Raw genomic sequence first — 22,467 nt, 5'->3', positions numbered from 1 at the left:
AATTCTTAATTGGATAACACTCATGTTTAATTGCGATGTCGCGACTCTTGATCTCACGCCTCTGCCTTTACTATCAAGTGATATAGCGACAAATGCCTCACTGCTGCCAGACAACGCTGCAACAGAAAAATCGTTGCTTGGCATTCCTGATTGGTTGGCTCAAATCAATGAGGATATTAGCCGCTCTTTAGAACGCGGCGTCAATATTCGTCAATTAGTGGCAGCGCGGGCCTGTGCGATTGACAGCCTACTGATAGCGTTGTTCAAGTGGTTTGAATTGGATCAGACCGATTTGGCATTGTTTGCAACTGGTGGGTATGGTCGCGGTGAGCTGTCGCTTTATTCAGATGTCGATATTTTACTGCTCTCCCCTGAAGAAGTTGACACAAATACGAGTGGAAAAATTGACCGCTTGGTCGCGCTACTCTGGGACATAGGCCTAGAGCCTGCCCTTTCTGTGCGTAGCGTTAGTGACGCTCTAGAAGCGGCGCTTGATCATACCATTGCTAGTGCACAGCTCGAAGCTCGGCTGCTGATTGGTAATGAGGCTCTGCAAGATGTGCCTATTCAGATTGTCAATAAGCAGTGGACGCCCCGTGCCTTTTTTGACGCAAAAATTGCAGAAGCCAAAGCGCGCTATCTACAGCACAACGCCACAGAGTACAATCTTGAGCCAAATATCAAAACGGCCCCTGGAGGCTTACGCGATATTCACATCATCGGCTGGGTGACCAAACGTTATTTTCGAGTCGGCAAGCTGTATGACTTAGTCCAGCAAAACTTTTTGACCGAAAAGGAATTTGATGAGCTCAGCTTTGCAGAAGGCTACTTATGGCAAATACGTCATTATTTGCATGTGCTGACTGGCCGTAATGAAAACAAGCTACTGTTTGACTATCAGCGTGAGATTGCCCAGCTTATGGGCTATGAGACGCAGCCGGACGATCAGCCTAATGCGGCGGTGGAACGCTTTATGCGGGATTACTATCGCTGTGCTATGCAGATATCGACGCTGTCTGAGATGTTGACCAATCATTACTACGAGACGATCATAGAGCCGCAACTGCCAGATGATGAGCGCCCAAAAAAGCAGCCAATCAACGCACACTTTAATCAAGTGGGTGAACAAATCGCCATGGCGCATCATCGAGTATTTGCCCAGCATCCTGACGCCATTTTAGAGATGTTTTTATTGATGGGTCAATACGGTATCAAAAACGTCCGTACGCATACCCTGCGGGCATTAAAAATCGCAGCACGCGGTATCGATCAGGTTTATCGCGACAACCCCACTCACCAAGCGCTTTTTTTAGCCAACTTAAAAGAACAAAACTATCTTTTTCATCGCCTCCGTACCATGAATCGCTGTGGCGTTTTGGGCAGCTATATTCCCGCTTTTGCGCAAGTCACTGGTCTGATGCAGTATGACTTGTTTCATCGTTACACGGTGGATGCTCATACGTTGTTTTTGATTCGGATTTTGCACCGTTTCACTGATCCACGTTTTTATGAAGACTTTCCATTGGTCAGCTCTATTTTTCAACGTATCGAGCGCAAAGAGATCTTAGTGCTCGCAGCCATGTTTCATGATATTGCTAAAGGCCGCGGTGGCAATCATAGTGAGCTTGGGCAAACAGAATCGATTGATTTTTGCTTGGCTCATGGCATGAGTTTAGCGGATGCAAATCTAGTCGGCTGGCTGACCCGCTATCATTTATTGATGTCAATGACCGCCCAGAAAAAAGACATCTCAGATCCAGAAGTCGTCACCGTTTTTGCCAACCTAGTGGGTAATGTGACCCACCTCAATCATCTCTATGTGCTCACCGTCGCAGACATGAATGCCACTAACCCACAGTTGTGGAACAGTTGGCGAGCCACCTTGATGAAGCAGTTATACTCGCAAACGCGGCGCATTTTGCGCGCTGACATTGATGCGCCCACCAACCGCCAAGACATGATCAGTGCCACACGTAGGCAAGCGCTCACGATGCTAGACAATGTTAATAATCAGCACATGAATCGCGATGAAGTCTTGCGGCTATGGGATGATTTGGGTGATGAGTACTTTCTGCGAGAGATTGCTGAAGACATCTTATGGCATACCGAAGCTATCTTGAACCACCCCCCGATTGGTCTTGCCTCCAATGCGGACAGTCCACCATTGATCGTGTTGCGAGAGCATCGTGAGCTGGCTCTTGATGCGGTACAGGTTTTTGTTTATACCCAAGATCAGACAAATCTTTTTGCGGTTACCATGGCGGTGTTTGATCAGATGAATCTAGACGTTTTAGACGCCCGCATCATTACTGCCACCCGCGATTTTGCGTTGGATTCTTATGTATTGCTCGATCCTAGTGGGACACTCTTGGTCGATGAAGACAGCCAGCAAGAGCTTAAGCAGCGGTTAATCAACGCTTTTAAAGACCCAACCGTGCTAAAGCTGACGAATAAACGTATCCCGCGCCAACTTAGGCATTTTGAAGTAACGACGGTTATTAACTTTGAGTTTAATGAAGCATCAGATCAACATATCATGAGCTTGGAGACACTTGATCAGCCGGGGTTATTGGCACGAGTGGGACAAGTCTTTTTGCAAGAGAGAATTGAGGTACACGCTGCTCGTATTACCACGTTAGGTGAGCGTGCAGAGGATATGTTTTATATCAGTGATCAAAATGATGAGCCATTGTCAGCTGATCGATTAGAGGCCTTAAAATCAGCACTAATCCTGAGTCTGAGCGTCCAAAAAGACACCCAAGTGATTTAAGATGGCAATGTACTCTCTGCTAATCATTTTGTTGATTAGCAGAGAGTACACTGAATAAAAACGTCATTAAACATCGTACTGTTGATACAGCGTAAAGAAGCTATTTACTACTGGTGGCGTGTGGGACTGGGAGGCTGAGAAACATGTTCAAGCACTGTAAAGGTATGACCGCTCGCGAGAAAATGGCTACCCTTAGTGATCATTTAGTACGTAGTCATAGGCATCCTTCTAGCATTTAGCGTCAGTCAGTGCTTATAACGTGCTTTTATACACCATCTCGCTGGCATGCTCATCAAGCTCATCGTCGGCAAGATCTGGCGGTAAAATTTTGGCATCCATCTGCTGTTGCCCTAATATAAGGCGTCCAGCGTCGACTTCTTTTTGTAGTAGACCATGTAAGGTTGCCAGATGGAAACTTCCATCAAAGCACTCATACAACTGCCTCAAAGAGATAGGCGATTTGGCGTGTACGTCTGGATACAGACTGTCCTCTGCCAAAATAATCATCTCATTAAACGCCTCTTCGCGTACTATCTCATCTTTATCAATTTTGCGTTGCAGGGTTTTTGCTGTACGCCCTTTGGCTGCCAGCATAGCGATAAAAACCACGGTTTGTAAGATAAATAAGGCAACGTACTGCCATAAAGTTAGCAGTATATTCAACAAGCTGCTGAGAAACATCAGCACCATCGCCACGACCACATAACTGACCAGCTGCCACAGCAACCACATCATTAAGCTGTTTTCGCCGTACCAAACCACTTTTCGTTCTTTACGATTAATCAGTTGCTGACGCGCTTGCCACCAGCACTGTTCCCGCTGTTTTAATAGCTCATACAATTTAGTGCGTTGTTGGCTACTCTCATCGTTTTCATTACTGATATCTTGGGCAATACTCTCTTCAGCACTGCTCTCTTTAGTATTGATATCTTCAATATTCGAAGCACTAGGCATATCAAACTATCCTCACAATAGTCTATCGTTAGGTCTGATAGCGGTTTTTTTCGTTGTTATAAGTTATCAGCTGATAAGCTTTACTTAACGCTATTTAGCCTCTTTAAACCCTGCCTTCTCAATTTATTACAGTTATTTGTCTTTTACAAGACACAGAGTATTAATATAAGAAGCCAAGGAAAAAAAACAAAAGAAATGCTACACTGCTTAAATGTAACTTTTCTTTATAACTTTATTATTAATTGTCCATTATAGTTACCCTACTTATGAATCACAACTTGACCCACCTACACCCTTACCCCTTTGCCAAGATGGTAACCTTGCTTGCCAATAGCACGCCAGCCCATAGCTACAGTGAAATCAAGCTGGGTATTGGCGAACCAAAACATGAGCCGCCCGCATTTGTTCTGGACGTCCTACACGAAAATTTGGACAAAATAAGCCATTATCCCACCACCAATGGCTTGTTTGAGCTGCGGCAAACCATCGCGCACTGGCTAGAGAAGCGGTTTTTTTTGCATCATGTCGATGCCAATACGCAGGTATTGCCGGCCATGGGGACACGCGAAGCCATTTTTAGCGTGGTACAAGCGGTCATTAATCATAAAAAAATCGATATAGAGAGCCATTCGCTGTCTGGGTCTGATCAACCGCCGACGGTTGTCATGCCCAATCCGTTTTATCAAATATACGAGGGCGCGGCACTACTCGCCCAAGCCGCACCCTACTTTGTGCCCTGTACATCCGATGATGACTTTAAAGGTAACTATCGCGCCGTGCCAAAGGACGTTTGGATGCGCACGCAGCTGTTGTTTGTTTGTAGCCCAAATAATCCAACAGGCTCGGTCATGACGATGGATGACTGGGAGCACCTCATTCGTCTGTCAGATCAATACGGTTTTATCATCGCAAGCGACGAGTGTTATAGCGAGCTGTATTTTGATAAAGCGCCAATCGGTCTATTACAAGCCTGCGCCGCTCTGGGCCGGAACGATTTTCACAACTGCCTGGTCTTTCACTCGTTGTCCAAGCGCTCAAACTTACCCGGTTTACGCTCAGGGTTTGTGGCAGGAGATGCCAAGATTTTGCAGGCTTACCTGCAGTATCGCACCTATCAAGGCTGTGCGATGCCGATACCGCATCAGCTTGCTTCTATTGCAGCTTGGCAAGATGAAAAACACGTGGCACACAATCGTCAGCTTTATCAAGAAAAGTTTGCACTCTGGATGTCAGAGCTTGGCGAGTTACTAGAATTACGTATGCCTGACGCTGGGTTTTACTTTTGGATAAAGGTCCCTGATCAGTTCGACGGTGATGACGAGGTATTTGTCAAAGCACTCTATGAGCAGGCCAATATTCACGCGCTAGCAGGGCGCTATTTGTCCCGTGAGGTAAATGGTCACAATCCTGGGCAAGGTTATGTGCGTATTGCTCTTGTCGCTAGCGTCGAGGAAAGCCGTGAAGCGATCAGTCGCATTCGTCAACTGCTGGGCACATAAACGGTAGCTGCCTAAAGATTAAGCGGTCAGCAAGACCTCAGCCTTTAATAGCCACAATATAACTGTGGTTATTAAAGGTTTTTTGCCTTAATAGTGCTATAGTAAAGAGTCTTTTTTAAATGTGCCATCAAGGACGATGCCATGCCCCATCTTGATTTTACCCAGCCCCCCTTTGATGTATTAAGCTTGGCTGAGCGTCAAAGCATCAGAAAAAACACCCAAATCCGCTTCCTTGCCAAAGATGAAAGCCTACCTGTGGCAGAGTTACAGTACCTTTATGTGGTCATCAAAGGACAGATTGAACAGTCACTCGATGGTGACTTTGTCGCGTCTTATTTGGGTAGCAACCACTCTGACGATCTCAATAACAACGACTGGTTCGATAGTCGACGCCTGCCTGAAGCATCACCCAAAAACAGCTTACAACAAGGGGATGAAAATAGCACCAACCCTAAAGCTATACAGACCTATCAGTTTCGAGCGACTGAAGACACCTTGCTGCTGCAAGTAGCTGGCAGCACAGTCGATAAAATCAGCGCTCAGAATCATCTGGTGCGCCAGCTGTTATCAGACAAGCTGCCGGAACGCTTAAAAGCCTTACGACAACGGCGCAGTGGCAAAGTCATCGACCCCTCTCATTATAATAACCAACAAGAAGTACAGCAAATCATGCTGCAACCCGTGATTGAGGTTAAGTTATTGCCAGTACATATTGTCGATGCCAACGCTAGTCTCTATGAAGCCGCTGGTATCATGACAAAGGCCGGACTAAAACACGTACTGATACAGCCCCATTCTGTAGAAAATGATGTCGCGTTGCCCCAGCGAACCGGCCATCTATTAGGCATATTAACCGACACGGACATTTGCCGCGCTGTGAGTGACCAGCAAGACCCCGCCACGACACCTTGTCAGCGTTACGCCAACTTTAATTTACGGACGATCAGAGCGAATGATGAGATTGGTGATGCCCTACTGACCATGACCCGCTATCGCATCCATCGATTGCCAGTCATTAACCGTGACGGTAACGTGGCAGGCGTGCTGGGACAAAGCGACCTGCTCGCTCACATTAGTCACCATTCACAGCTTATTAGTATGCAAATCGAACAAGCAAAAGACTTAATGAGCCTAGATACCGCAGTCGAGCTTATCGGTCGCTATATTCGTGCTCAGCATCAAAATGGCGTAAAAATCGGCAACGTTAGCCGCATGGTACAGACACTAAACGCACAGGTATTTACCAAGCTGTGGCAGCTGATCGTGCCTGAGGCCGTCATGAAGAACACTTGCCTCATCGTGATGGGCTCTGAAGGTCGCGGCGAACAAATCATGCGTACTGACCAAGATAACGCGCTCATCATACGCGATGGCTACACGCATCCTGATTTGGCCCAGTTTGCTGACACTTTTAATCACCATTTAGCAGACCTAGGCTACCCCCTATGTGACGGCAATATCATGATGACCAATCCCATGTGGCGGCAGCCGCTAAAACAGTTTAACGCCCAGATTGGCGTATGGTTTAAAAACACCGATCCGATGCATGGTATTTATTTGTCCGCCATACTCGATGGTGAATACGTCTGCGGTGATGAGTCGCTCCTGACCCAAGTACGTCAACACCTCAAGGTCGCCCATCGGCAATCAGATCCAATGTTCGTTCGTCAATTCGCCCGCGCAGCACTACAGTTTGGTGATGTCAATCAGTGGTGGCAAAAGTTCATGCCCTTGCTCGGTGGCAAGTCCAGCTCACAAGACATTGACCTAAAAAAAGCCGGTATCTTCCCTCTGGTACATGGAATTCGCACCTTGGCATTAGAATATGACATCTTAGCCGTGCCGAGCACAAAAGACCGTCTCAAGGCGTTGGTGCAAGCTCATGTCATCAACCAAGAGCGCGCCGACACCTTATTGGAAGCGTTGGAATTTTTTATGGCGCAGCGTTTATCAGTGGCACTCTCGACCGATGACAAACACGCACGGCAAGTCGACCCCATGACCTTAACTGCGCTTGAGCGTGACTTGTTAAAAGAGTGCTTGGCAGTGGTCAAAAGCTTTAAGACACAGCTCCGTCAGCACTATCAATTAGAAATATCATAAGGCTAACACTAACGTAGATGGATGGGTAACGAATATGAGTTGGCTAAAACAGTTGTCTTACGCTTGGCAAAAGACGCAACTACAGCGCCCAGAGCTGGCGTTTATGTTTAGCAAACCCTTAGCCAAGCAGTGGGTGGCGATTGATTGTGAAATGACGGGGCTGAACCCAAGAAAACACCATTTGTTGTCTATCGCAGCGATTCATATCAATGACAATACGATCGACACAGGCAACGGTATGCATCTGATATGCAAACCACCTGTGATGCCAGACCGCGATACCATTGTTATTCATGGTTTGCGTACCGCTGATGTTGAGCATGGCATGAGCTATGAGGAGATGCTGGCGTACTTGCTGCCATTTATAGGCAATCGACCGATCGTTGGCTTTTGTACACAGCTAGACACTGGGTTTTTAAACCCCTTGGTCAAACGTTACATGGGCACGGCCCTACCAAATAAGATCATTGATGTCCGTCAGTTATACAGTCAGCGTATGGGTGATCGTACTCAAGGTATTCCCAATCAATCGCAGCATTTGAGCAACATTTTAGCGCACTACGACATTCCTGAGCTGGGTGCTCATGATGCTTATAATGACGCGATTATGACCGCAATGGCGTTTTTGCATCTCCGTGCGCGCTCGTGATAAGAAGCTTCGGCGACTATCAAACAACGCCTGGCATCTACGCGAAAACAGCAACTCATGTTACCATAGGCTGTTTTTTTAGCTGACGATAGATGCTTATGCAACCCACCTCTAAACGCTGCCACACCCTCAATAATAACGCTCTTATTGACACCAAAAATGACGCCAAAGCAAAACCTTCTGTTGGCTATTTTCGTGTGACATCTCAAGCCAGTAAACGCTTATCGTTACTTAGCATATTCATTGCAGTGACAGTTTTAGCAACCCCACTCTATGCACAAGCAGCATTGCCAGCGGCCATACAAGCCGCTTTATCACGTGCAGAGTTATCAGCTTCTGATATTAGTATGGTCATCACGCCAGTCGGTGATAAAAACGCCAGCCACCTGCCTTCTCCCATTCAAGTTATCGATAGCAGTGACTCGGCAGAGACTGAGGCAGCTTTTGACTCTAAAAGCGTCAAACAAAACAGTACTCAAAATGCTAAGCACGATGGTAAAAACAACTCAAGTCCGCAGGTTACCCTAACCACTATCGAGAAGCGAACGATTAAAAAACACGAGCAAAAAATACACGCTTATACTGACGACCCTTATACCTATCAAAGCTTGGAGAGTATTCCAACGCTGATCCCCGATAGTCATCATTCCGCTTCTCAGTCAGTTGGTAACCAAGCAGTCCTTGATAATGGCAGCATGGGCGCAGCAGACAATCATACCAACACAGCGGCATCTGCTATCAAAATCTCATTTTCCCCATTACTGAGTCACCAGCCTGATACTCCGCGCACCCCCGCCAGCACCATGAAACTGGTGCCCAGTTTTATCGCTTTAGACACACTAGGTGCCGACTTTGTCTGGCATACGCGTGTTTATCACACAGGCTTAGTGATAGGAGATCGGCTGTATGGCGACTTGATTATCCAAGGAAGCGGCGATCCAAAAATGACCCATGAGCGTTTAAAACAACTGCTGTATCAAGTACAAACCTCAGGGATTCGTCATATCAATGGGGACATGATTGTCGATAGTTCTATTTTTCACAACGTTACTAAAGACCCTGCCGCCTTTGATAATGCGCCACTACGTCCTTATAACGCCAGTCCTGATGGATTTTTGGTCAATTTTAGCACCGTTGGTATCAAAAGCTATCCGATGGACAACGGTCAAGCTCGCCTCACGTACACGCCGCAATTAGCGAATTATCACATGCCAAGCGTGATAAATGTGCGTGCAGCGGCCTGCGGTCAAGCACGCTATAGTCTCGCCCCAAAGTGGCAAGCCAAACAGTTAGTACTAAATACCGATCTGCCAAACCGCTGCCAAGAGCATGTTTTTTATGTCGCCTACCCTGATGCCAAAGCGTTTGCGGCACGGGTCATCGCCGCTAAGTGGCAAGAGTTGGGCAATACCTTAAGTGGCACCGTCATTACCCAAGAAACCCCATACGATGCGGCCAAAAGGGTTAAGCCAGCACAAGGTCTGGCCGCCCTGCCTATGTCACCACTACCCATTGTCAGCTACCCCTCACTAAATTTAAGGCAGCAGGTCCATGACATCAATCACTTCTCAAACAATGTCATGGCCGAGCAAGTGGCGCTATCGATAGGCGCTTATCATCACGAGACTTTACTTAAAACCAATACCGATAAAAGTATATCCAGTGAAAAGGCTCGTGAGCAAATAGTTGGTAATCAAAATAGTCTCCAGAAAACCAGCAGCTTGTATCAGGTTAGCAACGCGGCTGCGACGGACTATCCGCAGACACTACAGACCATCAATCAGTGGTGGCAGCACCATTTAGACACGCCGCCACCGCATCTGACCAATGGCTCAGGACTGTGCCGCGACTGTACGATCACTGCCGCTAACTTAAGCGAGTTATTAACGTACGCTTATAACCGTCCAAGCTTCGACGCTTACGTCAACTCCTTGGGCGTGGCTGGTGTCAGCGGCACCATTACGGCGCATAGTGACCGTTTACCTGAGTCAGCCGCCATTGGCCGCGCGTGGATAAAAACGGGCACCTTAAACAACGTCACTTCGATGGCAGGGTATGTCAAAGGAGTATCAGAACAGGACTATGTCGTGGTTGGGCTCATCAATAGTGAGCAGGCGTTAAACACTTATACCGCGAGACCCGTGTTAGATGCCATGCTAGACTGGACAGCGCAGCACTAAGCCCCTTTTATCTTACTTTTATCGCACCATAATGTTAATTTGAACCTTCTGTTTTTCCCCTTTATAAAGGTCAGCTTATGTCACGTAAGACAACTAAACTCAATAAATCCAACCCACACTTAGGCCATAACAGGGCAGCACAACACCATGAACTTGCTCAGCCTAAACTGGCCCAATATGTTGGGTTTTTCGCGATTGGTTATACGCTTGCCAGTGTGATATTCATGATGATCCAAACCCAAATCGCCCTAAACTCCCAGCTCATCACCGTACTCTCCGTCATTGTCGGCGCCTACATCGCGGTACACAAATTTGTCAAACATCAGCAGCGCGCACTAGATAGTGAAGAGATCAATCGTTTGATGTTTGGCGGAGTCGCAGCCGTGTGGTTACTCACGGTCGTTTATTTCTTAGGCATATGGTTTTGGTTATTTGATGCGGTAAATCGCGAAGTGTTGTTTGAGATGGCCAAACAACGCCCGTTACCCCTGCTCTCATCGTTGATCATGATACTGGTACTGACCTTAGTCAGCGCTCGAATCAGTATTTGGGCGTTCAATCGCTTGCTTGATCCCAAACGCAAGATGATTTGAGACTAACAAGATATCTAAGGCCTCTACAAGTGACTACAAATTTCTTCCTATAGACGCGCAAAATCCGTTAGGCTAAGTTTAGTAGATACCTTACTAATAAAAAGCAGTTTTACTTTGATAACAGGAGTGATCTTCATGGATATGCTTTTTTTTGACAGTGTAGACAAACTTGGGCGTATTGTGCTGACGGCAACCATGGTTTATGTGTTGATCGTGCTGGTCACTAAAGCCTCAGGAAAGCGCTCCACTTCACAGCTCAACAACTTTGATTGGGTTGTCACGGTGATGATTGGCTCCTTGGGTGCCAGTACCATTCTTCTTAAAGAAGTGCCTTTTATCGAAGGAGTGGCTTCTATCTTGGTGCTGTACCTATTGCAGTTCTTGGTCACCAAATACGCCTCTATCTCACCGCAATTTAGCAGTTTTATTTTATCTGAGCCACGTATTGTCTTTTATCAAGGGCAGTTTTTGCCCGACGCGATGCGCGCTGAACGGTTGACTGGGCAAGAGATCGAATGTGCGATGCGTTCTGAAGGGATAAACAACTTCGATGATGTTGAAGCCATTGTCTTTGAGTCTGACGCAAAGCTCACCGTTATTCCAAAGCCAACCCCGACTGAGGCTAGCGCCAACAGCCAAGAGACAGAAAGCACCGTCTCACAAACCATTGCGCCTTTAATGTAGGCTGCAAGTCACGCTCAATAACTACGCAGTATCGATTTGGCTCGATCATATTTGGCCAATCAAAAAGGGTAGCTCATGGTTATGGGCTACCCTTTTGCTTTAAATGGTTTATTTTAAATGGCTGGTTTCAAATGGTTGGTTTCAAATAACAGTGACTGTTAATAAACAGTCTACCTAGCGTCAAACGGTTATTTGATGCGTTGCCAAGTTTGTGAGCGACCAAATAGTGGTGTGCCGACATAGCCACGTAAGTCGAGACTTTGACCATTATCACTTAACGTCAACTTACCCGAATAGACTTTACCTGATTCAGGATCGACCAACTTACCATCACGCCATCTGTTATTACCATCGGCCTTTAGACCTGTTAAAATTCGCAAGCCTTCGATAGGTTGGTTCTTTAGGCTACCCGGACACTTAGTACAGACTGCTTTGGCCTTTTCTCTGTCAAGCACCTTAATGATTTTTCCGGACACTCTACCATTGTTTTCGTACAACTGAATGATGGCCTTTTTTTCTCCTGTTTTATCATCAATGGTTTGCCATTGCGTGCCGTCCAAAGAGGCGGCAAAAACAGAGGTAGATAGCAGGGCACCTGCGGTAAGCGTGAGAAAACTTGATATACTACGGTTCATGAACGACTCCTTTCGTTTAAAAACGTTAATATCCCTTTTACTCCTAAGACCAAAATGCTGGCTAGGAGCACGACAACAACATGGGGTACTTGCTCGTCCCTCTACCAAACAGCGCTAAGAGACGACTATATAAAGAACAAGTGTTTATCAAATATTAGTAAAGCATAAAAAAAAGCGTTGTAAAAGTCAGGTTTGTTACAGTAATTTAAGCGTAGCGTTTTGCTATTACGTTTTTTTCAACTATTAAAATGGTATTTCCTATGAAAGTAAGAATTTTGAGTGTGGGCAATAAAATGCCAAACTGGGTACAGACGGGTTTTGATGAGTATTTTAAGCGTATCCAACCCATGCTGAGCACAGAGATCGTTGAAATTGCCGCCGCAAAACGGGCAAAAAACCCTTCAGATGCCAATTTAGCACAGTACCGTGAGCAAGAAGGTCAAGCAATTTTGGCCGCTCATAACGCAACAGGGCGCGAACAGCTATGGGTACTGGACGTCAAAGGTAAGATGATTTCAACAGAAGGGCTGGCGGGCAAACTGGCAGACAGCATGCAGCAAGGCGATGACATTGCCTTAGTCATTGGCGGTGCAGATGGGGTGTCGCCAGAAGTGTTAGCAAAAGCCGATGTAAAGTGGTCATTGTCAGCGCTGACACTGCCGCACCCGTTAGTTCGTGTGGTGTTAATGGAGCAGTTATATCGAGCGATGAGTATCAATAACAACCACCCTTATCATCGTGGTAATTGAATAAAATACATACCCACTGTTTTTTAATCTAAAAATATCACCGGCAAAACAGATTGAAAAAAGGGCGCGCGCCCTAATACAGAGACCATGAAATATCCAAAACGCGCGACACCTAACACCTCTCAGACTCTCCCTCCATGTGACGATCATCACGATAGTACGCTGCCGCCCATCACGGCAGCAACAGCTTGGGCGGACACATCTGCTGTCATAACCAGTACTGGTAACATGGCAAAGCTACCAGCCTTATTTATCTCACATGGCGCACCCACGTTGGCGCTTGAGCAGTCTGCCACCACCAGCGCGCTGGCACGTATTGGGCAAAACTTACCCAAGCCCCGTGCCATCGTTATTATGTCAGCCCATTGGCAGTCGGCAAAGCTTGAAATCAGCAGTAATCCACAGCCAAAAACGTGGCATGACTTTTCCGGGTTTGCTCCTGAGTTGTACGAAATCCAGTATCCTGCGGCAGGTCAGCCAGCCCTTGCTGAATCCCTCGCGCATCAACTCACCGCACGCGGTATTACTTGTAGCGTCAATCCGGTGCGAGCGTGTGACCATGGGGTTTGGGCGCCGCTCAAACACCTATACCCACAGGCAGATGTGCCTATCGTGCAGGTATCGTTACCGCAGCACTATGACAGTGTCGCTTGCTATCAGTTGGGCGCACAGCTTGCTCGCCTGCGTGATGAGCAGATCTTGCTTATTGGCTCAGGTAACATCACGCACAATTTACAAGCACTGCGCTGGCAAGCGGACAGCATCGATCAGACAGCAAAAGCGTTTAAGTTATGGTTGCTACAGCAGCTTAAAATAGACATACCCAGCGCTCTCGACTGGCAGCAATATCCTAATTATCAAGATATTCATCCAAGTGACGAGCATCTGCTCCCACTATTTTTTGCCTTAGGGGCAGGTCAGCGCGTCTCTGTCGTTCATCAAAGCATGGCGCATCATAGTTTGGGTATGGATATCTATCGCTTTGATTAGAAGGCATAGAACATAAAACTACTTTTCAAAAGCAGGTTTGGTAAATAACCCCGCCCGATCCATCTCGCCTGCCACACTAAGCAAGGTCGCCTCATCGTTCATGCGCCCGATCAACTGCATGCCGATGGGCAAGCCTTTTTTACTCATGCCGACCGGTACTGACATCGCGGGCAATCCTGTGACATTACCCAATAATGTAAAGGCCATTTTACCAAGCACAGGCTGACTCAGCTTTTCAATCATGCCTGAGTTAAAGGCGTACTTACCCATGTCTATGCCTTTATTGAGCACTTCAGCGCTACGCATCAGCATCTCATCCACACGACTTGGCGGTAGCACGCCGTGCTTCACAGCAGTGGTCGGTACAGTCGGGCACAAAATCATATCGTAGGTTTCGAGTAATAAACCCGTTTGATACTGACTGTTGTGCCAACCGTGTTTGGCGTGCGCCAAATCAACCGCTGATAGCGAGCGACCTAGCAGCGCCATGTTATAGGTTTGCGGTTCTAAATTTTTGATGTGGGCAGCGCCAAAGTCACGCGCGATATTATCTATCGTAAAGGCAGTGTGTGCGCAAACCACGACGATAAAGTCGTGCCAAAACTGCTCGATATTGATATTCGGCTCAGCTGGTACTACGCGGTGACCCATAGATTCTAATTGCTTTGCGGTTTGCTCAAGGACGGCAAGCACTTCTTTATCTACGGTGGTATTGGCGATCAATGGCTGCTGATGTAAGGCGATGGTCAACTGCCGCGGTGCACGCATGGCAGCTTGCAAAAATGTGCCGTCAGGTGCGCCAATCACAAATGGCGCACCAACCTCTGCACCGCTTGTGGCATCGAGCATCGCAGCACTATCACGTACTGAGCGCGTAATCACATGATCAGCGACTGCCCCTTCCCAGCCTTCACCAAATCTAGGACCCATTGGATTGCGGCCACGGCTCGGCTTTAATCCAAATGCCCCGCACCAAGCGGCAGGGAAACGTATCGATCCACCACCATCACCCGCGCCTGCCATGGGTACCATACCACTAGCCACTGCCGCCGCGCTACCGCCTGAAGATCCGCCCGAGCTATAGCCTTTTTTAAAGGGATTATGAGTGGCACCGTGGGCTTTTGGCTCAGTGGTGATAATCAAACCAAACTCAGGGGTATTGGTCTTACCGAAGGTATTCACGCCGGTAGCTTTCATACGCTTAACGATTTCGCTGTCGTTTTCTGAGATGACATTGACGCTACGACTGCCCATGGTAATCGGTTCACCAGCGAAACTAAAAGACAAGTCTTTTAGCAAATAAGGCACGCCATTGAAAACGCCTGTCGGCAATCCTGCGCGCGCAGTATGATAGGCGCGCTCATCAAAACGGTGAATAATGGCGTTTAACTTTGGGTTCATCTTGTTCGCTTGATAAACAGCTGCGTCCAGCAGCTCCTTCGCACTCACCTCACCCGAGTTGACGAGTGCGCCCAACCCTATGGCATCATACTGAGTATATTCTTTAAACATAATTAACCTTCCATGGTAAATGATTTTACTTAGTATATCGGGTTAGCGCATAGTCGGACAGACTTCCTACCAATATTTGTTTAACAATCCTTAAAAACGGCATTAAAAAAGCGAGCTACTTGTGCAGCTCGCTTTTGAATCATTTAGTCCAACTGACCAACCTTTACATCAGTAGCTCACGCTTACCACTTTTGCCCATCGAGCTGACCAATCCTGCCTCTTCCATAGAGTCTACAATGCGCGCCGCACGGTTGTAGCCGATACTGAATTTACGCTGGATGCTAGAAGCAGAGACTTTACGGGTTTCCATAATAAAGGCGACCGCATCGTTATAAAGGTCGTCGTCTTCACCAGAAGCGTTAGCCGTACTACCGCCCCCACCCGGGCTAGACAACTCAAAGTTACCTGCCATATTATCGATATAGTCAGGTGCACCGCGCTCACGCCAAGCGTCACAGACACGGTTGACCTCTTCATCACTGACGTATGCGCCATGTACCCGATCGGGTTCGATTTGACCCGGCCCCAAAAACAGCATATCACCATTACCCAACATGTCTTCAGCCCCGCCACTATCCAAGATCGTCCGTGAATCGACCTTTGAGTTGACTCGCAAAGCCGCGCGTACTGGAATATTGGCTTTGATCAAACCTGTGATGACATCTACGGATGGGCGCTGGGTGGCGAGCATCAAGTGAATACCAGCGGCGCGCGATTTCTGTGCCAAGCGTGTGATCAGCTCTTCTGCTTGCTTACCGACCTGCATGATCATATCGGCAAACTCATCTGCAACAATAACAATCATTGGTAAGGTTTTTAGCTTGGGCGCTTGACTGATACTGACACTGTCGTTCGGTCGCCACAAAGGATCCAGCATCGGCTTGCCTGCTTTTTCTGCCGCAACGACTTTTTTATTAAACTCGTTCAGCTTACGAACCTTAAGCAAGCTCATCAACTGATAGCGGCGTTCCATCTCTGCCACACACCATGACAAGCTACTAGCAGCTTCGGTCATATCCGTGACGACTGGCGTCAGCAGATGCGGAATGTCATTGTAGTTGGCAAGCTCTAGCTGCTTTGGATCAATCAGAATAAGGCGCAGCTCATTTGGCGTGTATTTGAGTAGCATCGAGAGCAACATGGAGTTGACCAGTACAGACTTACCAGAGCCTGTGGTACCAGCGACCAACATGTGCGGCGCGCGGGCAAGATCCGTGATGATTGGGTTACCACCAATATCTTTACCCATGGCCATGCTGATTTGTGCTTTAGGGTCTTTGAAGGTTTCGGTACTGAGCAGCTCAATCAAGCGTACCATTTCGCGTTTTTTATTGGGCACTTCAATACCGATGTAAGGCTTGCCTGGGATGACTTCGACCACCCGCAAAGAAGCCATCGATAATGAGCGCGCCAAATCGCGTGAAATGCCTGTGACCTTACTGGCTTTTACCCCTGCGGCAAGCTCCACTTCAAAGCGAGTGACCACAGGTCCTGGGATTGCATTAACGACGGTTGCCTTGACGTTGAACTCTTGCAGTTTAATCTCTAACAATTCAGAAAGTTGCTCAAGTTCAGCCACGGTGTAGCTAGGCTTACGGTCAGGATCAGGCTTATCGAGTATAGACACTTCTGGAATAGGGGTTAAGCTGCTGCGATAGGCGGCCGTTTGCATCGAGCGTGATTTTTGACTAAAGGCCGCATCATCACTGATATCTGGCATGACTGGGGCATCGTCATCAGTACTCGTGTCATCATCTGGCATCATGTCGGTGATACGGTTGCTGCTATCACCCTCTGGCACGGCAAAGCTCATCAAAGGTTTAACCGCATTAGCCGATGGGGTACTTGTCTTAGTGCTCGTTGCCTCTACCGTTGGGGCGGCTTTTGGATTGGTAGGCGGCGTGTTGGTTGGCGTCATGTCAGCCACTTCTGAGACCGAGGCAGTATCCTCTGGTGCGGGCGAAGTAGCTTCTGTCGATGCTAGAGCAGCTGGGTTTTCAGTCACGCTCGGCTCTTCAACATTATGTGACAGCTCAGCTGGTTCGTTAGTCCTCTGTTGCGAGGGTGTGTTTGAGTCATCAGGAGTAACATCTGGCGCAGACGTTACTTTTTTTGATACTAGCGGCTCAGCGATATTGTCTGACTGAACGGGGTCATGAGACTCAGGAGTCGTAGGTTCCAAGACGTCAGCATGCTCTGCTAACCAAGCCTCTGCCAACGTATCAACGGCTGCCGTTGTGCTCTCTAATTCAGCAGAGCTAGACTCGGTCGTAACTTGGCGACGACTGTCACTGTATGACGAGTCATCAACTGATGGCTGAATAGTGTTTGTCTGTGAATTCACAGCTGATTGAGCCGATGCCAGCTCTGCCTCTGGGGTGAGTGTGGACACTGGGGCAGCTTCATTTGGTGATTCAAGGTCGGTATCATTAGAAACTAAAGTATCAGCATCGGCGCGATTCACACCATGAGCGCTATAACTCGTTTGCTCACTTGCTAACAAATCATCGACGGTACTGGCATCATTCCACGCAAAGCTTGGTTCCACTTTACGCACAGGCATCATAGTAGGACTCGATGACGTCGAGGTATTCATGGGGGCGGTAGTACTGTCCGTAGTACCGCTGGCCATCGTATCACGAGCCATAGTGCCACTAGGGGTCACGGCTACTGTGTTTAAATAATCGCTTTTTCCATTACTAGATACAGCGGTTTGATCAGAGGTAGTAGCTTGTGTTGCTGTCGCCATGGACGCCTTCACACTATCAGCAAGCCCAGAGTTTACTAAAAAATCTGACAACGCATTGCTGAACCGACCGCTGTTATCTACTGTTTTAGCATGATCCACTGTCTGTAGCTCAAGTGGTAATTGTTCGTACTCTGACGCCTCTTTTTTTGTATGATCTTTTACTGTACTTTCATCATCGTTCTCGGAAGCGTTATTTTCTGGCGTGGCTAAGGTATTGTCCCTGTCTTTATTTTTTACACCAGCACCGAGCCATGATAGCGCCGTAACCTTGCGATAGATCGTCAGCCAATGAATGTTAAAGGCAAAGGTGGCGGTAATAATGACAAATACTGCCAAGAAAAGCGCACTCCCCCACTGTGATAACAGCTGCGCCAAACGCACTTGTAATTCAAGGCCGATAATACCACCCGCCACACCTTCAAGCTCAGTCGATGCGGGATTGGTAATCTGCTGGATCAAAGACACAAACTGAGCAAATAAAGCACTGGCACTTAATAATAAAAACACATAAGCAACCAAGCGCATGAGCCAAAACGTTGGCTTATTGTCCCACCAAATAAGGATAGACTCATAAACCACAAACGCCAGAATCCACCATGCGCCAAAACCAAAGAAGCTATAGAGCAAATCAGACAACCACGCCCCAGTTTCACCGCCCATATTATTAATCGTCGTCATATCACTACTGATGTGCGACCAGCTAGGATCATTGCCTGTGTACGTCATCAAAATGACAAACAGGTAAACGGCCAGTATCAACCCAAGGAGGGTAAATATTCCCTTTTTTAAATACTCAATAAGCGGTGCTGATATCACGTAAGATCTGCCTTGTTATTAATACTAAATGGTCGCCCATGCATGACTAAGCCTAATCATGCTGACATAAAGTGCTGACATAAATATACCTGGCTAAGTGTTTAAAGGCCATTATCCCTCCTAACAACGATAGATAACCGTCATTTTTTAGGTACGACCACACTTGGCATAACTTCTTATAATAACAAATACATAGGTACAGTGGCGACAGTCTTCTAAAGAAAGCATGCAAGAAAGTAAGCCAATATACGATTTAGACACAAAACACGAGCTACTCGTCAAAACCGCTGACAGGATACTTCTAACAATTTTTCGTAAACCCTATTTCGTAAACCCTATAAAATACCCACTATCTTTTTAGCCATGTTTCAAAATCCTCTTTCAAGACCCACATGCTTTAATTCTAATGATACCTGTGTTTGTTTTAGCAAACTTGCACTTTTTGCCGTATGCCCTTATGTTATTATCACACAGCAATTAGAAAAACCATATTCGTCACAACTTTTGAAGAGTATCTTTTTATTCTACTAATAACTCACATTTTTCATTCTTATTTTTAGCAAGGAACAACTCATGGTATCTGCCACTACAGCTCCACGTCACGAAAAGCTTATTATTTTAGGATCAGGCCCAGCCGGTTACTCCGCTGCCGTCTATGCGGCACGTGCCAATCTCAAGCCTGTCATGATCACAGGTATGGAAGTGGGTGGACAATTAACGACCACCACCGAAGTCGATAACTGGCCAGGCGACGCTCATGATTTAACGGGACCTGCTTTAATGGAGCGTATGAAAGCCCACGCCGAACGCTTCGGTACTGAATTGGTCTATGATCATATCAATGACGTGAATTTGAATGAGCGTCCTTTTCAGCTATCAGGTAACAATGGCGACTACACTTGTGATGCCTTGATTATCTCAACAGGGGCATCTGCTCAATATTTGGGACTAGAATCTGAAACCAAATTTAAAGGTTTGGGCGTATCAGCTTGTGCCACTTGTGATGGTTTCTTTTATAAAGACCAAAAAGTGGCCGTCATTGGTGGTGGTAATACCGCCGTCGAAGAAGCGTTGTACCTCTCTAACATTGCTTCTGAGGTCACACTAGTCCATCGCCGTGACAGCTTGCGTTCTGAAAAAATCCTACAGGACAAGTTATTTGAAAAAGCCAAAAATGGTAATGTCAAAATCGAATGGAACCATCAAGTAAAAGAAGTGGTCGGCGATGACATGGGCGTTAATGGCGTGGTCATCGAGTCTACGCTAGATGGTAGCACCAAAACACTAGAAGCGATGGGCATGTTTGTTGCCATCGGTCATAAGCCCAATACTGATTTGTTCAAAGATCAGCTCGATATGAAAGATGGCTACCTTATCGTCAACAGCGGCTTAAATGGTAATGCCACCCAAACCAGTATGGCAGGGGTATTTGCAGCCGGTGACGTCGCAGATCATGTGTATCGTCAGGCCATTACTTCTGCTGGTACTGGCTGTATGGCAGCGCTTGATGCAGAGAAATATTTGGACGCCATTGGGGAAGCCAATGCGTCTGATCACACGTATGCGTCAACGTTGACTGCTGATCAAGAAGACTAAATGGCTAACTTATCACAGTATAATGATCATCCCATCACACCTGAGGCTCTAAAGAGTCTTGGGCGTTATGACTTTCCTGATCCTACGTCTATCGATCCTGAGGGGCTTGGTATCGTCGCTATGGGTGGGGACTTAGCGCCCGACACCCTGATTTCTGCTTATGCGCAGGGGCTGTTTCCTTGGTTTAATGAAGATGAGCCTATCGCTTGGTGGTGTCCTGAACCAAGATGTGTGATGGTGCCAAGTGACTATCAGCCGAGTAAGTCTCTGCGTAAGCAAGCCAGTCGCGCACGGTGGCAGCTGACCCTAAACCACGCTTTTGCTGAGGTGATCCATGCTTGTAGTTTACCCCGTAGCGACGGACTACCTGAGGGCGAACATACATGGATTCATGAAGAGATGATTGCAGCGTACACTGAGCTGCATTCTCAAGGCTTTGCCCACAGTATCGAGGTTTGGGATGATAAAGGACAGCTGATCGGCGGGCTTTATGGATTAAAAATAGGCAACGTGTATTTTGGCGAATCCATGTTTCACCGCGCCTCTAACGCCTCTAAACTGGCGTTTTGGGGATTGATGCGTTTGTGCGAACAAAGCCATGTAGGGCTCGTTGACTGTCAGCTTCCAAATGACCATCTTATGAGCTTAGGCGCCATCACCTTACCGCGAGTGGATTTTCTCAATCAACTGGGTACCCTACTGAGTGGTCGCTCAGTAAAATGGCAAAGCGACTCTCACAAACCGTTAGCAGTGTCGCTACTTGATACCGTAGAGCCTTGGCAGCTCAAACAACGTTAAGCGCGACTGCTACTACCTATCACACTCCATTTTGTTATTTATAATATTCTATAAATATTTACCTACGGTCGAGATCATTATGGCACCTGATACCTCATTCTTATTAATTGGCGCCCTAGCAAAAAAAGCCAATACAACCAAAGATACCGTTCGTCATTATGACCAATTGGGTTTGCTAAAGTCCCGTAAACGGCAGGCAGGTTCTCGTCTATATACGGAGTTTCACCCCCAGTGTATTGAACGTATCGAGCTGATCAAAAGCGCCCAAGCCATCGGCTTTACGCTTATAGAAATCAGAGAAAATCTTAATGATTATTACGACGGTCAACTCGATATTGATTTGCAGTTGACACTGACTCAGCAAAAGTTAGCACAGGTTCAAAACCAACAAGCCAATATCAACATTATGGTAGAGTTGCTAAGCGAACGTATCGAGGTGCTGGAGCGCATGAAAGCAGACAGTGACTATCAGCTGGATATCGAAGTATGCAAAAAGAAAGCACCCTCACAGTGACAAAAGGCGTCTTGAACCACTTAACGATAAACACGCTGCATAATCAACGCGTCAACAGCAGGCTGGCCCAACCCTTGATAATAGCCTTTACGCTGATGAATCACCAAAAACCCCTGCTGTTCATATAAAGCAATGGCAGGGGCATTATCTGCACGCACTTCTAACAACAGACTCTCTACCTGACCGGTCTTTAACTCTGTGTTTAATTTAGCAAAAAGTTGCGAGGCAATACCTTGGCGTTGATAAGCAGGCTGCGTCCCAATACGTAGAATTTCTGCTTGCTCAAAAACCACTTGATATAAACAGTAGCCAACCACCTTATTTCCGTTCGCAGAAGCAGGCTGCTCTTGCCCATAGACAATTAGTATGTAGATACTATCTTGTTCAAGGAGTTGGAGCAATGTCTGATAAGACCACGCATCTTGTGGCTGTACCACAGCTTCAATATCCGCCACCGCTTGTATTACGTGCTGACGCTCTGCTGCATTAATGGGTAAATCTTCTATAGCAAACACGGCGCTTCCTCTTATATTTATCGCTTAATGGCTCTTAGCTCAGGCAAATTTTGCCAAAGAATCTTATTGAGACTTCACTTTATTATTAATAATACCACTTCCACCCACCCACAAAAAAAGCCATCCTCTAAGAGAATGGCTTTTTTATGACTAACTCAAAA

17 protein-coding genes are annotated in these 22,467 nt (G+C 46.9%); 12 read left to right on the top strand and 5 right to left on the bottom strand.

What is annotated here, in order from left to right:
* Nucleotides 1-22: 22 nt before the first annotated feature.
* The gene (gene glnD, locus B2P60_RS05245) at nucleotides 23-2,770 is read left to right on the top strand and encodes a [protein-PII] uridylyltransferase (RefSeq protein ID WP_286739858.1); all 2,748 of its coding nucleotides are present in this window, start codon (nucleotides 23-25) and stop codon (nucleotides 2,768-2,770) included.
* Between the two features lie 252 nt (nucleotides 2,771-3,022).
* On the opposite strand, the gene B2P60_RS05240 is transcribed toward glnD, so the two are convergent.
* The gene (locus tag B2P60_RS05240; RefSeq protein ID WP_286739856.1) at nucleotides 3,023-3,724 is read right to left on the bottom strand and encodes a hypothetical protein; all 702 of its coding nucleotides are present in this window, start codon (nucleotides 3,722-3,724) and stop codon (nucleotides 3,023-3,025) included.
* Between the two features lie 266 nt (nucleotides 3,725-3,990).
* Here B2P60_RS05240 and dapC point away from each other — a divergent pair, with 266 nt between their 5' ends.
* The 6 genes from dapC (at nucleotide 3,991) to B2P60_RS05210 (ending at nucleotide 11,432) form a co-directional block, all read left to right on the top strand.
* The gene (gene dapC / locus B2P60_RS05235; protein WP_286739854.1) at nucleotides 3,991-5,223 is read left to right on the top strand and encodes a succinyldiaminopimelate transaminase; all 1,233 of its coding nucleotides are present in this window, start codon (nucleotides 3,991-3,993) and stop codon (nucleotides 5,221-5,223) included.
* Nucleotides 5,224-5,364: 141 nt separating this feature from the next.
* Complete coding sequence (locus tag B2P60_RS05230) at nucleotides 5,365-7,326, top strand: DUF294 nucleotidyltransferase-like domain-containing protein (protein ID WP_286739853.1); 1,962 nt, start codon at nucleotides 5,365-5,367, stop codon at nucleotides 7,324-7,326.
* Nucleotides 7,327-7,360: 34 nt separating this feature from the next.
* On the top strand, nucleotides 7,361-7,975 hold the full coding sequence (locus B2P60_RS05225; protein WP_286739851.1) for a 3'-5' exonuclease: 615 nt from the start codon (nucleotides 7,361-7,363) through the stop codon (nucleotides 7,973-7,975).
* Nucleotides 7,976-8,073: 98 nt separating this feature from the next.
* Nucleotides 8,074-10,155 (top strand): D-alanyl-D-alanine carboxypeptidase/D-alanyl-D-alanine-endopeptidase, encoded by a 2,082-nt coding sequence (locus tag B2P60_RS05220; protein WP_286739849.1) that lies wholly within the window; start codon nucleotides 8,074-8,076, stop codon nucleotides 10,153-10,155.
* 77 nt (nucleotides 10,156-10,232) lie between these two features.
* The gene (locus B2P60_RS05215) at nucleotides 10,233-10,748 is read left to right on the top strand and encodes an ABZJ_00895 family protein (RefSeq protein WP_230709124.1); all 516 of its coding nucleotides are present in this window, start codon (nucleotides 10,233-10,235) and stop codon (nucleotides 10,746-10,748) included.
* 135 nt (nucleotides 10,749-10,883) lie between these two features.
* Nucleotides 10,884-11,432 carry a DUF421 domain-containing protein gene (locus B2P60_RS05210; protein ID WP_286739845.1) on the top strand — a complete coding sequence of 183 codons (549 nt, stop codon included), beginning with the start codon at nucleotides 10,884-10,886 and terminating at the stop codon, nucleotides 11,430-11,432.
* Between the two features lie 188 nt (nucleotides 11,433-11,620).
* Here B2P60_RS05210 and B2P60_RS05205 read toward each other — a convergent pair whose 3' ends face one another.
* A complete protein-coding gene (locus B2P60_RS05205; RefSeq protein ID WP_198335233.1) occupies nucleotides 11,621-12,067 on the bottom strand; it encodes a DUF2147 domain-containing protein in 447 nt (148 codons plus the stop codon).
* A gap of 260 nt (nucleotides 12,068-12,327) precedes the next feature.
* Here B2P60_RS05205 and rlmH point away from each other — a divergent pair, with 260 nt between their 5' ends.
* The gene (gene rlmH, locus B2P60_RS05200) at nucleotides 12,328-12,816 is read left to right on the top strand and encodes a 23S rRNA (pseudouridine(1915)-N(3))-methyltransferase RlmH (RefSeq protein ID WP_286739844.1); all 489 of its coding nucleotides are present in this window, start codon (nucleotides 12,328-12,330) and stop codon (nucleotides 12,814-12,816) included.
* A 228-nt stretch (nucleotides 12,817-13,044) separates the two neighbouring features.
* Nucleotides 13,045-13,806, top strand: a complete 762-nt coding sequence (locus B2P60_RS05195; protein WP_286739947.1) for a DODA-type extradiol aromatic ring-opening family dioxygenase — start codon at nucleotides 13,045-13,047, stop codon at nucleotides 13,804-13,806.
* Between the two features lie 18 nt (nucleotides 13,807-13,824).
* Here the strand turns inward: B2P60_RS05195 and B2P60_RS05190 are convergent, their stop codons facing one another.
* Together B2P60_RS05190 and B2P60_RS05185 are read right to left on the bottom strand one after the other, a co-directional pair.
* Complete coding sequence (locus tag B2P60_RS05190) at nucleotides 13,825-15,318, bottom strand: amidase (RefSeq protein ID WP_286739843.1); 1,494 nt, start codon at nucleotides 15,316-15,318, stop codon at nucleotides 13,825-13,827.
* Nucleotides 15,319-15,481: 163 nt separating this feature from the next.
* Nucleotides 15,482-18,883 carry a DNA translocase FtsK gene (locus B2P60_RS05185; protein ID WP_286739841.1) on the bottom strand — a complete coding sequence of 1,134 codons (3,402 nt, stop codon included), beginning with the start codon at nucleotides 18,881-18,883 and terminating at the stop codon, nucleotides 15,482-15,484.
* A gap of 573 nt (nucleotides 18,884-19,456) precedes the next feature.
* Between B2P60_RS05185 and trxB the strand changes: the two genes are divergently transcribed.
* The 3 genes from trxB (at nucleotide 19,457) to B2P60_RS05170 (ending at nucleotide 21,791) form a co-directional block, all read left to right on the top strand.
* Nucleotides 19,457-20,479 carry a thioredoxin-disulfide reductase gene (gene trxB, locus B2P60_RS05180; RefSeq protein WP_286739840.1) on the top strand — a complete coding sequence of 341 codons (1,023 nt, stop codon included), beginning with the start codon at nucleotides 19,457-19,459 and terminating at the stop codon, nucleotides 20,477-20,479.
* On the top strand, nucleotides 20,480-21,277 hold the full coding sequence (gene aat / locus B2P60_RS05175; RefSeq protein WP_286739839.1) for a leucyl/phenylalanyl-tRNA--protein transferase: 798 nt from the start codon (nucleotides 20,480-20,482) through the stop codon (nucleotides 21,275-21,277). It begins immediately after the preceding gene.
* Nucleotides 21,278-21,356: 79 nt separating this feature from the next.
* Nucleotides 21,357-21,791 (top strand): MerR family transcriptional regulator, encoded by a 435-nt coding sequence (locus B2P60_RS05170; RefSeq protein ID WP_198335227.1) that lies wholly within the window; start codon nucleotides 21,357-21,359, stop codon nucleotides 21,789-21,791.
* 20 nt (nucleotides 21,792-21,811) lie between these two features.
* Here B2P60_RS05170 and rimI read toward each other — a convergent pair whose 3' ends face one another.
* A complete protein-coding gene (rimI, locus tag B2P60_RS05165) occupies nucleotides 21,812-22,306 on the bottom strand; it encodes a ribosomal protein S18-alanine N-acetyltransferase (protein WP_286739838.1) in 495 nt (164 codons plus the stop codon).
* Nucleotides 22,307-22,467: the final 161 nt, after the last annotated feature.

It is taken from the genome of Psychrobacter sp. UBA3068, from assembly GCF_002366815.1.
Classification (GTDB): Bacteria; Pseudomonadota; Gammaproteobacteria; order Pseudomonadales; family Moraxellaceae; genus Psychrobacter; species Psychrobacter namhaensis.
This window is presented reverse-complemented; position numbering and strand designations above follow the sequence as displayed.